The organism is Cupriavidus pauculus, from assembly GCF_022179805.1.
In the GTDB taxonomy this organism is placed as follows: domain Bacteria; phylum Pseudomonadota; class Gammaproteobacteria; order Burkholderiales; family Burkholderiaceae; genus Cupriavidus; species Cupriavidus pauculus_E.
Map to the genome: position 1 here is coordinate 31,078 of NZ_BPUO01000002.1, position 13,116 is coordinate 44,193.

At 65.6% G+C, this 13,116-nt stretch carries 13 protein-coding genes and 1 tRNA gene; 6 read left to right on the top strand and 8 right to left on the bottom strand.

Annotation, left to right across the window (positions count from 1 at the left end):
• The first annotated feature begins 4 nt into the window (after positions 1 to 4).
• Genes rph through hemW form a run of 3 tightly spaced genes read left to right on the top strand, consistent with a single transcriptional unit; the run spans position 5 to position 2,609 of the window.
• Complete coding sequence (gene rph / locus MFF62_RS03745; RefSeq protein WP_238260235.1) at positions 5 to 721, top strand: ribonuclease PH; 717 nt, start codon at positions 5 to 7, stop codon at positions 719 to 721.
• Positions 722 to 741: 20 nt separating this feature from the next.
• Positions 742 to 1,356, top strand: a complete 615-nt coding sequence (rdgB, locus tag MFF62_RS03750; RefSeq protein WP_238260236.1) for an RdgB/HAM1 family non-canonical purine NTP pyrophosphatase — start codon at positions 742 to 744, stop codon at positions 1,354 to 1,356.
• Positions 1,353 to 2,609 carry a radical SAM family heme chaperone HemW gene (hemW, locus tag MFF62_RS03755; protein WP_238260244.1) on the top strand — a complete coding sequence of 419 codons (1,257 nt, stop codon included), beginning with the start codon at positions 1,353 to 1,355 and terminating at the stop codon, positions 2,607 to 2,609. The genes rdgB and hemW overlap by 4 nt, the downstream gene beginning before the upstream one ends.
• A gap of 86 nt (positions 2,610 to 2,695) precedes the next feature.
• Here hemW and MFF62_RS03760 read toward each other — a convergent pair whose 3' ends face one another.
• Entirely contained in the window at positions 2,696 to 3,226 is a 531-nt protein-coding gene (locus MFF62_RS03760) for an outer membrane lipoprotein (RefSeq protein ID WP_238260245.1), read from the bottom strand.
• A 291-nt stretch (positions 3,227 to 3,517) separates the two neighbouring features.
• On the opposite strand from MFF62_RS03760, the gene MFF62_RS03765 reads away from it, so the two are divergent.
• A tRNA-Ser gene (locus MFF62_RS03765) sits at positions 3,518 to 3,607 on the top strand.
• Between the two features lie 111 nt (positions 3,608 to 3,718).
• Here the strand turns inward: MFF62_RS03765 and MFF62_RS03770 are convergent.
• The 5 genes from MFF62_RS03770 to gudD form a co-directional block, all read right to left on the bottom strand.
• Positions 3,719 to 4,375, bottom strand: a complete 657-nt coding sequence (locus tag MFF62_RS03770) for a DUF799 domain-containing protein (RefSeq protein WP_238260246.1) — start codon at positions 4,373 to 4,375, stop codon at positions 3,719 to 3,721.
• Positions 4,372 to 4,797 carry a DUF4810 domain-containing protein gene (locus tag MFF62_RS03775; RefSeq protein WP_238260248.1) on the bottom strand — a complete coding sequence of 142 codons (426 nt, stop codon included), beginning with the start codon at positions 4,795 to 4,797 and terminating at the stop codon, positions 4,372 to 4,374. The genes MFF62_RS03770 and MFF62_RS03775 overlap by 4 nt, the downstream gene beginning before the upstream one ends.
• A gap of 58 nt (positions 4,798 to 4,855) precedes the next feature.
• Entirely contained in the window at positions 4,856 to 5,494 is a 639-nt protein-coding gene (locus MFF62_RS03780) for a CsgG/HfaB family protein (protein ID WP_238261192.1), read from the bottom strand.
• Positions 5,495 to 5,864: 370 nt separating this feature from the next.
• Positions 5,865 to 6,824: a Bug family tripartite tricarboxylate transporter substrate binding protein gene (locus MFF62_RS03785; protein ID WP_238261194.1), complete on the bottom strand. Its 960-nt coding sequence runs from the start codon at positions 6,822 to 6,824 to the stop codon at positions 5,865 to 5,867.
• Positions 6,825 to 6,991: 167 nt separating this feature from the next.
• Positions 6,992 to 8,341 carry a glucarate dehydratase gene (gene gudD / locus MFF62_RS03790; RefSeq protein ID WP_238260250.1) on the bottom strand — a complete coding sequence of 450 codons (1,350 nt, stop codon included), beginning with the start codon at positions 8,339 to 8,341 and terminating at the stop codon, positions 6,992 to 6,994.
• A gap of 291 nt (positions 8,342 to 8,632) precedes the next feature.
• Between gudD and MFF62_RS03795 the strand changes: the two genes are divergently transcribed.
• Entirely contained in the window at positions 8,633 to 9,382 is a 750-nt protein-coding gene (locus tag MFF62_RS03795; RefSeq protein ID WP_238260252.1) for a FadR/GntR family transcriptional regulator, read from the top strand.
• Positions 9,383 to 9,594: 212 nt separating this feature from the next.
• On the top strand, positions 9,595 to 11,172 hold the full coding sequence (locus MFF62_RS03800) for an aldehyde dehydrogenase (NADP(+)) (RefSeq protein WP_238260254.1): 1,578 nt from the start codon (positions 9,595 to 9,597) through the stop codon (positions 11,170 to 11,172).
• Between the two features lie 66 nt (positions 11,173 to 11,238).
• On the opposite strand, the gene MFF62_RS03805 is transcribed toward MFF62_RS03800, so the two are convergent.
• Together MFF62_RS03805 and MFF62_RS03810 are read right to left on the bottom strand one after the other, a co-directional pair.
• Complete coding sequence (locus tag MFF62_RS03805) at positions 11,239 to 12,459, bottom strand: osmoprotectant ABC transporter ATP-binding protein OsmV (RefSeq protein ID WP_238260257.1); 1,221 nt, start codon at positions 12,457 to 12,459, stop codon at positions 11,239 to 11,241.
• Complete coding sequence (locus tag MFF62_RS03810; RefSeq protein ID WP_238260258.1) at positions 12,456 to 13,106, bottom strand: ABC transporter permease; 651 nt, start codon at positions 13,104 to 13,106, stop codon at positions 12,456 to 12,458. The genes MFF62_RS03805 and MFF62_RS03810 overlap by 4 nt, the downstream gene beginning before the upstream one ends.
• Between the last annotated feature and the right edge of the window lie 10 nt (positions 13,107 to 13,116).

The window sequence follows — 13,116 nt, forward strand, 5'->3', positions numbered from 1 at the left end:
CCCCATGCGACCCAGCGGACGCGCGGCCGACGCGCTGCGACCCATCAGCCTGACCCGTCACTACACCTGCCACGCCGAAGGTTCGGTGCTGAGTGCCTTTGGCGATACCAAGGTGCTCTGCACGGCCAGCGTGCTGGCCAAGGTGCCGCCGCACAAGAAAGGCAGCGGCGAAGGCTGGGTCACGGCCGAATACGGCATGCTGCCTCGCGCCACCCACACGCGCTCCGACCGCGAAGCCGCTCGCGGCAAGCAGACTGGCCGCACCCAGGAAATCCAGCGCCTGATCGGCCGTGCCATGCGCTCGGTGTTCGACCTGGCCGCGCTGGGCGAATACACCATCCACCTCGATTGCGATGTGCTGCAGGCCGACGGCGGCACGCGCACGGCGGCCATCACGGGCGCCTTCGTGGCTGCGCACGACGCCATCGGCACCATGCTGGGCAAGGGCCTGATCACCGCCAGCCCGATCCGCGACTTCGTGGCCGCCGTATCGGTGGGCATGGTCGACGGCGTGCCGGTACTGGACCTCGACTACGCTGAGGACAGCACCTGCGACACCGACATGAACGTGGTGATGACCGGCAGCGGCGGTTTCGTCGAGGTGCAGGGCACGGCCGAGGGCGCTCCCTTCAGCCGCGCCGACCTGGACGCGATGACGCGCCTGGCCGAGGCGGGCATCGCCGATCTCGTGCACCACCAGAAGCAGGCGCTGGGCCTTTGATACGCGCGGAGGGACTGACGATGCAACGCCTGATCCTGGCTTCCAACAACGCCGGCAAGGTTCGCGAATTCAGCGCACTGCTGTCGCCACTCGGATTCGACGTGGTGCCGCAAGGCGACCTCGGCATTCCCGAAGCCGAGGAGCCGTTCGCGACGTTCGTCGAGAACGCGTTGACCAAGGCGCGACATGCCAGCCGCCTGGCCGGCATGCCCGCGCTGGCTGACGACTCGGGCATCTGCGTCGACGCCCTCGATGGCGCCCCCGGCGTCTACTCTGCGCGCTACGCGCAGATGGTAGGCAAGCCGAAGACCGACGCCGCCAACAACGCGCACCTGATCTCGCAACTGGCGGGCAAGCTGAACCGTCACGCCCATTACTACTGCGTGCTGGTGCTGGTGCGCCATGCCGACGATCCGCGCCCGATCATTGCCGAAGGCACCTGGGCCGGCGAAGTCGTCGACGCACCGCGTGGTGCGGGCGGCTTTGGCTACGACCCGCACTTCCTGCTGCCCAAGATCGGCAGGACCGCCGCCGAGCTGAGCGCCGACGAGAAAAACAGCATCAGCCACCGCGCGCTGGCGCTGCAGGGGCTGGTGGCGCGACTCCAGGCCGCGAGCCTCAGGGTTGGCGCATGATCCCGATCATTCCCGCCGGCAGCAGCAAGCCGGCCGCAGCACCGGTATCGCCTGCCGGTAACCAGCAGCTCTGGCTCAAGCCCGGCCAGATCGCCCTGCCTGGTTCCCCGCCGCTCTCGCTGTACATCCATATCCCGTGGTGCGTGCGCAAGTGTCCGTATTGCGATTTCAACTCGCACGCGGCACCGGGCAAGAACGATAGCCACGACATCCCCGAGGACATCTACCTCGACGCGCTGCGCGCCGACCTGGAGCAGTCGCTGCCGTTGGTCTGGGGCCGGCCCGTGCATACGGTCTTCATCGGTGGTGGCACCCCCAGCCTGCTGTCGGCGGCGGGCATGGACCGGCTGCTGTCAGACATCCGCGCGCTGCTGCCGCTGGACGCCGACGCCGAGATCACGATGGAGGCCAATCCGGGCACGTTCGAGGCCGAGCGGTTCGCGAGCTATCGCGCCAGCGGCATCAACCGGCTGTCGATCGGCATCCAGAGCTTCGATGACCGGCATCTGCAGGCGCTGGGGCGCATCCACGGCGAGCGCGAAGCACGTGCGGCCATCGACATCGCGTTGAAGCACTTCGACAACGTGAACCTGGACCTGATGTACGCACTGCCGGGCCAGACGCTGGACGAATGCATGCGCGACCTGGAGTCGGCGCTGTCGTACGGCACCACGCACCTGTCGCTCTATCACCTGACGCTGGAACCGAACACGCTGTTCGCCAAGTATCCGCCGGCACTGCCTGACGAGGACATCGCCTACGAAATGCAGGACCTCATCGAGGCACGCACGGCGCAGGCGGGTTTTCGGCACTACGAGACCTCGGCCTACGCCCGCCCGCATCGCGAGGCCAAGCACAACCTCAACTACTGGCGTTTCGGCGATTACCTGGGTATCGGTGCCGGCGCGCACGGCAAGTTGTCGTTCCCGAACCGTATCCTGCGCCAGATGCGCCACAAACATCCGGCCACGTACATGGAACAGGCGCTGTCCGGCAATGCCGTGCAGGAAGCCCGCGAGGTGAGCGCCGACGAACTGCCGTTCGAGTTCATGCTCAACGCGCTGCGCCTGACCGATGGCGTGCCGGCATCGAGCTTCCACGACTACACCGGCCTGCCCTTGCACACCATCGGCAAGCAGCTTGCGGCCGCGGAGAAGAAGGGCCTGCTCGAAGCCGACCCCACGATGATCAAGCCGACCGAGCTGGGCCGGCGCTTCCTGAACGACCTGCAGGAGATGTTCCTGAAGGACTGAAAGCCACTGGCACGGCTTCTCGCACAGGCAAAACAAAAGCGCCACACCTTCGCAGGTGTGGCGCTTTTTTATCGACCGACGATCGATCAGTACGGCGTTGCCATGTCGTTGGCCACGCGTGCGCGGTCGCCCACGCGCATGTTGCCGACGTTGCTCTGCGTCACCGTTGCCACGCGACCATCGTCCAGACGCACGTTGACGCGATAGACGGTCGACGTGTTGCTGCCGGTGCGCTTTTCGATCTGGTTGCCGGCCACGGCACCACCCACGGCGCCCACGATCGTGGCTGCGGTCTGTCCGCGTCCGCCGCCGACCTGGTGGCCAAGCAGGCCGCCCGCCGCACCGCCGATCACGGTGCCGAGAATGCCCGAACTGCCCTGCGTGGTCTGGATCGGCTCGATCGACTCCACGCGGCCCGTGAACACCGATCCGGCCGGTGCCTGGTAGGTGTTGGTGTTGGGCTGCTGATATCCGGTCTGCTGCGGCGCCGTGTTGTAGTTACCGTAGCCACCATAGCCGGGCTGCGCGCAACCGGCCAGGCCGGCGGCCAGCGCCAGGGCGCCCAGGCCACCAAGGGCCAGCCACGGCCTCCGTGCGTCCTTGCGTTGTTCCTGCATGAGAAATTCTCCTCGAATCACTGTTTGAAAAGCCGACTCGCTCGTGGCAGACGCCCGCGAGTCGTCCCCTGTAGGAACCTTACCGTGCCAACATGGTTCCGCGCTGTCCGACAAACACCGACATTTTCGCCAGTATCCGACGCGTCGTCAGACGCAATCATGGACAGGTCAACAACGGATCCGGCATCCGCGACAAAAGCATCACACTGTCCGGCGTGCCCGGCATGCTTGTATAATGCGCGGCCGGGCATGGCGGATGACACGCCAGCACGCCCGAGATCTACCCTTACAGGAAGCGTGGCCGAGTGGTTTAAGGCAGCAGTCTTGAAAACTGCCGATGGGGTGACCCATCCGTGAGTTCGAATCTCACCGCTTCCGCCAGACAAAAAAATGCCGCGGCACCGCTCCAGAATGGAGAGAGGTGCCGCGGCACTTTTGCTGGGCCGCCGGCCGAAGCCGGCAGTTCATTCGACCGAAATCAGTCCGTCCAAATCAGTCCGATTGATACTTCGGCGAACGCGGGCCGTACAGCAGACCGTTCGGCTGCCCCGCGGACAGCAGGCGCAGGCTGGCCGTCTCGGCCACCTTGTAGGTGGCGTCGAAAGCATGGTTCATGGCTTGCGCGATGGCCGCGCCGATCAGCGCGCCGATCAGGCCGCCGCCGGCATTGCCCGAGCTTTCGTTGGTGGCCGTGGCCGAGCCCGTCCACAGGTCATTGCCCGACTTCAGGTCCACCAGCTTCGCGTTGGCCGTGACCTTCGTCACGCTGCTCAGCACCTGGTATTGCGAACCGTAGCTGGTCACCGTCACGTAGAGCGCCGCGTCGGCGCCAAAGATCTCGCGCAGCTTCGGCACCGGCACCGTGTGGATGTCGCCAGGCGTGGTCAGGCCGTTCTGGCGGAAGGTCTCGTCGACCAGCGCCACGGGCAGCACGTAGTAGCCGGCTTCAGCCAGCGGCACGGTGGCCTGCGACAGCATGCCGTACGTGGCCTTCACTTCGGGCGACTCGTTGAGCGGCGGCAGCACGACGATCGAACGCGGACGCGCCTGCTTGTACGCCGCGTAGTCGATCTGCTTCTGCGTCGCGCAACCGGCGAACAGCATGACAGCCCCGAGGGTTGCGATATAGGTCAGAACGCGACGCATCATTTGGTGCTCCCTGCAGCGGCATTGTCAACTTTGGCTTCCACCTTGGCGCCAACCTTCGTGTCGACCTGCTTGTCGGTCTTCACGTTGCGCAGCAGGAAGTCCATGTACGGCGTGGCCTCCGGGAACAGCGTCTTTTCGGTCTGGAATTCCTTGACCATCTGATCGCCCTTGCCGGCGTCCAGGTAGAGCATGCCCAGTTGGGCGTGATAGCCCGGCGGCACCACGCCGCCCTTGGCCTTGATCTTCTGCAGGCCGCTTTCCAGCGCGATGATCTGCGCTTCCTTCGATTCGCCCTTGAAGTATTCGTAGACCTGGGCCTGGTAGCCCTCCCACTGGTAGATCGGTTGCGGACCTGCACACCCGGCCAGAAGGCCGGCCGCCGACAGAAACGCCGCATTGCGCAGCGTGACCCATTGCTTCATGGTTTTTCTCGCTTTTGTTGGTAAGGATTGACTGCCTACTGCTTTGCTGCCTGGCTGCTTACTGCTGAACCGGCTTCCAGGCACCGCTTTCGATGGCATTGACCAGGTTGTTCACGGCCTCGCGCATGGCCAGGTCCATCACCTTGCCGTTGAGCGTGGAGTCGTAGCTCGACGTGCCGCCAAAGCCGATCACTTCGCGGTTCGACAGCTTGTATTCGCCGGCGCCCTGCGTGGCGTACACGACTTCCGAGGTGTTGATATTGACGATGTTCAGGTTCACCTTGGCATAGGCCACCTGCTCGCGGCCACGGCCCAGGATGCCGAACAGCTGCACGTCGCCCACTTCCTTGCGGCCGAATTCGGTGACATCGCCGGTCACCACGAAGTCGGCGCCCTTGAGCTTCTGCGCCTGGTTCTTGATGGCGGCTTCGCGCTTGATCTCGTCGAGGTTTTCACGCTCGAGCACGTTGAAGCGGTTGGTCTGCTGCAGATGCGTGACCAGGCTGGTCTTGGCCTGGCCACTCAGGCGGTCGATGCCGTCCGAGAACACGCCGCGCATGTAGTTCGAGCGGTTGTCGAACTTGCCCACGGCGATGGGGGTGCGCACGCCGGTATAGGGACGGCTCGCGCTTTCCACCTTCTGCACCGGCAATGCCGTCGACGACTCGGTCGCGCAGCCGGCCAGGCACAGGCTCATCGCGGCAACAATACCGGCCACGCAGCAGGTCTTCAGATTCCTCACTTCTCTTCCTCCAGAAAACGTCAAGGTTCGGCGCTATTGCCGACTCGGCAACATGCACCATGGCGCTGTACCACAGCAATAGCAAAAGGGCGAAATTCTACTGATGCAGATCAAATTTGTCAGTTTTCCATGGAAACCTGGCACCCATTACCGCCCTGATCGATATCGGAAATGTCATGCCATTGTTTAGGCAGAAATGGCATGTCCCCTACTTCAGTCGGGCATGCCTTTTCGCGTGCGCCAAAGAAAAAGCCCCGCCATCGAGGCGGGGCCAAATACTTCCGTGGAGTGTTCGTATGCGATGCCGCTCACGCGGCCGCGGCGGTCATTCCGCCGTGATCTTGCCCTGCTCGATCACCGTCTTCCAACGCTTCAGTTCCTGGTTCTCGAACTCGGTGAACTGCTCCGGCGTGTTGGCCACCACCTCGAAGCCCTGCTCGTTGAGCTTCTTCTGCATGCCCGCGTCCTTCAGTGCGCTGACGATGGCGCCATGCAGGCGGGTCTTCACGTCGGCCGGCAGGCCCTTCGGCGCGGCCACACCTTGCCACGAATAGACTTCCACGTCCTTGACGCCGCCCTCCACCATGGTCGGCACGTTGGGCAATACCGACGAGCGCTTGTCGGCGGTCACGGCCAGCGCCTTGAGCTTGCCCGTGCGGATGTGCTGCAGCACGGCGTTGATATTCTGGAACGACACGTCCACCTGGCCGGCCAGCAGGTCGGAGATGGCCGGCGCACCGCCCTTGTACGGCACGTGCAGTCCTTCGGTACCGCTCTTCTGCCAGAACAGCGCGGCGGTCAGGTGATCGGACGAACCGGCACCCGAGCTGGCAAACGACACCTTGCCCGGATTCTTCTTCATGTAGGCCACCAGCTCCTGCAGCGACTTGACCGGGAAGTTCGGATTGGCCACCAGCACGTTCGGGGCGCGCACGGCCACCGTCAGCAGGTCGAAGTCCTTGGCCGGATCGTATTGCAGGTTCTTCTGCAGGAACGGATTCACGGCGAACACGCCGATCGATGCGACGAGCATCGTGTAGCCATCGGCCGGCGCGCGCTTGACGAACGTGGCGCCGATCGCGCCGGTGGCACCGGGACGATTGTCCACCACGAACGGCTGGCCCAGCTTCTCGTTGAGGGGCGCCGCCAGCAGGCGTGCGATGGTGTCGGTGGACCCGCCGGCCGGGAACGGCACCACGACGGAAACCGCGCGTTGCGGCCAGGCCGTGCCCGATGCGATGGCGGCGCCGCTGACCGTGATGCCGGCCGCCAGCGCGACGGCCATGCCGCCAATGCGGCGCAGCCATGTGGATACGAAAGGCGCGCGCGGGGCGGCCGTGAACGAGTGGACCATTTGTTGTCTCCTGCTTATGACGAAAGCTGTTTATGTTTCTTTGGGGGCGACGGCCCCGTGGCGGTTCCGTCGCGGTAATGCAGGCTGCCGGCGTCCGGTCAGCGCACCATGCAAGGCATCTTGTTGTTGAACTTCCAGTTCGGGATCAGGAATTGCATGGCGATCGCGTCGTCTCGCGCGCCAAGGCCCTTTTCCTGATAGAGACGGTTGGCGCGCGCCAGCGCATCCATGTCCAGTTCCACGCCCAGGCCCGGGGTCTTCGGCACCTGCACCAGCCCGCCCTCGATCTTCAGCGGATCGCGCGTCAGTTGTTCGCCGTCCTGCCAGATCCAGTGCGTGTCGATGGCGGTGACACGGCCCGGCGCGGCGGCGGCCACGTGCGTGAACATCGCCAGCGAGATGTCGAAGTGGTTGTTCGAATGCGAGCCCCACGTCAGGCCCCATTCCGAGCACATCTGCGCCACGCGCACCGAACCCTGCATGGTCCAGAAATGCGGGTCGGCCAGCGGAATGTCCACCGATTGCAGGCGCACGGCGTGGCCCATCTGGCGCCAGTCCGTGGCTACCATGTTGGTGGCAGTAGGCAGGCCCGTGGCGGCGCGGAATTCGGCCATGATCTCGCGGCCCGAGTAACCGTCCTCGGCACCGCACGGGTCTTCGGCGTAGGCCAGGATGCCATGCTTGTCGCGGCACAGGCGGATGGCGTCCTTCAGCAGCCAGCCGCCGTTCGGATCCAGCGTGACGCGCGCCTTCGGAAAACGCTCGTGCAGCGCGAGAATCGCTTCCATTTCCTCGTCGCCGCTCAGCACGCCGCCCTTGAGCTTGAAGTCGTTGAAGCCGTAGCGCTCGTAGGCGGCTTCGGCCAGGCGCACCACGCCCTTGGCGTCCATGGCCACTTCGTTGCGCACGCGGAACCATGCGTTGTCGGCACCCGGTTCGGTGCGGTAGCCGAGCGTGGTCTTGTTGCGGTCGCCCACGTAGAACAGGTAGCCCAGCATCTCCACGGCGTCGCGCTGCTGGCCTTCGCCCAGCAGCGCGGCCACGGGCACCTGCAGGTGTTTGCCCAGCAGGTCCAGCAGCGCGGCTTCCAGCGCGGTGACGGCGTGGATCGTGATACGCAGGTCGAACGTCTGCAGGCCACGGCCGCCGGCGTCGCGGCTGGCAAACTGCTCGCGCACGCGGTTCAGGATCGACAGGTACTGGCCGATGCCCTGCCCCACCACCAGCGGACGGGCGTCTTCCAGCGTCTGGCGGATACTTTCGCCGCCGGGCACTTCGCCCACACCGGTATTGCCCGCGCTGTCCTTGAGGATCACGATGTTGCGGGTGAAATAAGGGCCATGCGCACCCGACAGGTTCATCAGCATGCTGTCGTGGCCCGCCACGGGCACCACGGTCAGTTCGGTCACGACGGGCGTCGCGCCCACGGCTTGGGAAATTGCGTTCATTGGATGGTCTCCGAGTCCTGGCCCGTTCCGGGTATCGATATAGGCGGCCGGGATCGCGCTCCCCCAAAAATGTGCGGAAATGCGCCCTGCTGTCTTCTGCTCATACGCTAATATATTAGTCGACCAGTGCTTGCGCTGCTGTCGTGCTGCCACAACGGTTGAACGCCTGCAAGTTCCTGTGCGTTATCGGTCGTCGTATGACTTATGACGCAGTATAATGAGCGCATACCTGCGCGGTCAACAATGCCGCCGTCAGGGTCATCCCCACATTGGTTCCAACACCTGCCCGCCATGTCCAACGCTTCGATGACTTCGCCCGCTCCCCTGCGCCGCCGTGGCCGCACGCTTGCCGAAGAAGTGGTCGGCAACCTGTCCGAGAGCATCCAGCAGGGCCAGCTCAAGCCGGGCGACAAGCTCCCGACCGAATCCGAAATCATGGCCACGCTTGGCGTGAGCCGCACCGTGGTGCGCGAAGCGCTGTCGCGGCTGCAGGCCAGCGGCATGGTGGAAACGCGCCATGGCATCGGCACCTTCGTGCTGAACCGCCCTGCCGAGAGCCAGTCGCCGTTCCGCATCGATCCGTCCGCGATGGTCACCGCCATGGACGTGCTGGCGATGCTGGAATTCCGCGTTAGTCTTGAGGCCGAAGCCGCCAGCCTGGCTGCCACGCGCCGCAGCGACGACCAGCTGCGCGCCATGCGCCGCGCGCTCGACGACATGAAGCGCAATGCCGCCGAAGGCAACGACGCGGTGGCATCCGACTTCGAATTCCACCTGTCGATTGCGCGCGCCACCGGCAACCGCTATTTCACGGACATCATGGGTCACCTGGGTACGATGGTGATCCCGCGCAGCCGGCTCCAGGTGAGCCAGCCCGAGCGCGAGCAGTATCTGGAGCGCGTGAATTTCGAGCACGAGAGCATTTTCGATGCGATCGAGCGACGTGATCCGGAAGCCGCAAAGGCCGCGATGCGGATGCACCTGACCAACAGCCGCGAACGCCTGCGCAAGGCGTCGGCCATGGCCGGAACGCCCGCCTGACGGCCATGCATCGCCCCACTGATACCCGTGCGGGCGATGCGGTTGCGAGCCGCCCCGCGATGTCATATGATGTCTTACGACAAGTTGTTCTACGATAAATCCCGGGCGAGACTCACTGCAGCAGCAATCTCCGGCGGCCACCCTTGGCTGCCTTTTGCCTTGCGTGACGGTGTTCTGGCCGTCCCTTTCACATTCCCGCAGGACCCAAGATCATGACGATGACTGGCGAAATGCTGATCGGCGCCACCGCCGCTCGCGGCACCGAAGACACTTTTTATGGCATCAACCCGGCCACTGGCGAAAAGCTGGAGCCTGCCTACCAGGGCAGCACCGCGGCCGATGTGGACCGTGCCTGCGCACTGGCCGAAGCCGCCTTCGACACCTATCGCGCCACCTCGCCCGAGCAGCGCGCCACGTTCCTGGAAGCGATTGCCACCGGACTCGAAGCCCTCGGTGACGAACTGATCCAGCGCGCGCATCAGGAAACCGCACTGCCGATCGCCCGCCTGCAAGGCGAGCGCGGCCGCACCGCCGGCCAGCTGCGTCTATTCGCACGCGTGCTGCGCGACGGCCGCTGGCAAGGCGCCACGCTCGACAGCGCCCTGCCCGAGCGTACGCCGCCGCGCCCCGACCTGCGCATGCAACGCATCGCCGTGGGTCCGGTCGCCGTGTTCGGCGCCAGCAACTTCCCGCTGGCCTTCTCGGTGGCGGGTGGCGATACCGCGTCGGCACTGGCCGCCGGTTGCCCGGTCGTCGCCAAGGCGCACCCGGCGCACCCCGGCACGTCCGAGCTGGTGGGCCGCGTGATCCAGAAGGCCGTGGCTGATGCCGGCCTGCCCGAAGGCGTGTTCTCGCTGGTGCAAGGCGTGGGCAACGCCATTGGCACGGCGCTGGTGGCTCATCCGGTCATCCAGGCCGTGGGCTTCACGGGTTCGCGCGCCGGCGGCCTGGCACTGATGAACGTGGCCAACAGCCGCGCGGTGCCGATCCCCGTCTACGCGGAAATGAGCAGCATCAACCCGGTGTACCTGCTGCCCGAGGCGCTGAACGCACGCGGCGAGCAGATTGCCCGTGACCTGATCGACTCGCTGGTGATGGGCGTGGGTCAGTTCTGCACGAACCCGGGCCTGCTGCTGGCCATCGAAGGCCCGGCGCTGGAAAAATTCCGCGCCACGGCGCACACCGCGCTGACCGGCAAGCCGGCCGCCACGATGCTGACGCCGGGCATCCATGCCGCCTTCGAACGCGGTGTGGCCCAGTTGTCGGAAATCTCCGGCCTGACGCGCGCCGCCTGCGGCGTGGACGCCACCGGCCCGAACCAGGCCCGCCCGGTGTTCTTCGAAACCTCGGCCGACAAGTTCGTGGCCGACCACCGCATGCACGCCGAAGTCTTCGGCCCGTCGACCGTGCTGGTCGTCTGCAAGGACGCCGACGCACTGGTTGCAGTCACGCGCATCCTGGAAGGCCAGCTCACGGCCACGGTGCAAGCCGATGCCGGCGACCACGCCGTTGCCGCCAAGCTGCTGCCGGCGCTGGAACGCAAGGTTGGCCGTATCCTGTTCAACGGCTACCCGACCGGTGTGGAAGTCTGCTTCGCGATGGTTCACGGCGGCCCGTTCCCGGCCACGTCGGATACGCGCACCACGTCGGTGGGCACCACCGCGCTGGATCGCTTCCTGCGCCCGGTCTGCTATCAGAACGTGCCGGCCGGCCTGCTGCCGGAAGTGCTGAAGGATGGCAATCCGCTCAAGGCCTGGCGCCTGAAGGACGGCGAGCTCGGCCACGCCTGATCGGCTGACGCGCTCCCATGAAAAAGGCCACCCGAGGGTGGCCTTTTTTTTATTGCGCAGCGCGGATCAAGCCGCGGCGCGTTCCTTTGCAGGCGTCGGCGCAGCGGCCGGTGCCAGCGTGGCAACCGGCGAACTGGCCGGCGGCTGGATCACTGGCGCCGTGCCGCGCGAGCGGCCCGAGCTCAGGTAGTCGGCAATCGACTCCTGCGTGACCTCGCCCAGGTAGACGCCATCGCCGTCGATCACGGGCAGCCAGCTCGTGTTGTGCTGGTACATGCGCGACAGCACGATGCGCAGGTGCTCGTCGAACGCCGCCGTCGTCGTGAACTGGCGCATGACCTCGGCGCAGGTGCCGCCCTTGGCCAGCGCGTTACGCACATCGCGACGCGTCACATAGCCCAGCGCGCGCTGCGCGTCGTCCACCACGGGCAGGTGCCGCACATCGGCATCGTCCATCACGCCGAAGGCGTCAGCCAGCGACATGTCGGGACGGCAGCTCGGCGGCAGTGTGGCCGCGTCGCCCGCACGCACCAGCAGCAGACGCTTGAGCGTGTTGTCGTGGCCCACGAATGCCTGCACGAAATCATCCGCCGGATGCGCGAGCAGCGCGTCCGGGTGATCGAACTGCACGAGCCGGCCGCCACGGAACACGGCCACCTTGTCGCCCAGCTTGATCGCCTCGTCGATGTCGTGCGACACCATGATCACGGTCTTGCCAAGCTGGCGCTGCATCTGGAAAAACTCGTTCTGGATGCTCTCGCGGTTGATCGGGTCCACCGCGCCGAACGGCTCGTCCATCAGCAGCACGGGCGCGTCGGCCGCCAGCGCGCGGATCACGCCAATACGCTGCTGCTGCCCGCCGGACAGCTCGCGCGGATAGCGCTTGAGCATCTTGTCCGGGTCAAGCTGCACCATGCGGATCAGCTCGCGCGCCCGCTCGCGGCATTGCTTCTTGTCCCAGCCCAGCAGGCGTGGCACGACCATAATGTTTTCCTCGATGGTCATGTTCGGGAACAGGCCGATCTGCTGGATCACGTAGCCGATCTTGCGGCGCAGCGCCACGCCATCGATGCCAGTCGTATCCTCGCCGTCGATGCGCACGGTGCCCGACGTCGGCTGGATCAGCCGGTTGATCATCTTGAGCGTGGTGGTCTTGCCGCAGCCCGAAGGCCCCAGGAAAACGCAGATCTCGCCACGCGGCACGGTCATGCTGACCTCGTTGACGGCGCGCACTTCGGTGCCGTCCTTCTGCGGGAAAGCCTTGGTGAGTTTGTCGAGTTCGATCATTGTCGGATTCCTTTCGGTGTCAGCGCACGCTGCAGGGCCTGCAGCGCGACGTCGGCCACGATGGCCAGCAGGCTCACGAGGACAGCACCCACTGCCAGCTTGCTCATATTGCTCTGGCTGATCGCCTGCAGGATCAGCACGCCCAGGCCACCGGCGCCGATGATGGCCGCGATGGTGGCCACGCCGATGTTCATGACCACTGCCGTACGCACGCCGCCCAGGATCACGGGCACGGCCAGCGGCAGGTCCACCAGCCGCATGCGCTGCCACGTGGTCATGCCGATGCCGCGCCCTGCTTCCTGGATGCCCGGGTCGACGTTGACCAGCGCGGTGTACGTATTGCGCATGATCGGCAGCAGCGAGTACAGGAACACCGCGGTCACGGCCGGCACGTAGCCCAGCGCGTGGCCAAAGCGCGCGAAGATCGGGATCATCAGCCCGAACAGCGCGATGGAGGGCAGCGTCAGCACCACGGTGGCTAGCGCCAGCAGCGGCGTGGCCAGGAAGCGGTGGCGCGTGATCAGGATGCCCAGCGGCACGCCGATGACGATGGCCAGCCCGACGGCGGAGCCCACCAGCGCAAGGTGCTCGCCAGTCAGCCGCAACAGCGTGGGCCAGCTATGGTGAAGGTAAGTCAGCAGATCCATGCGGGGCTCC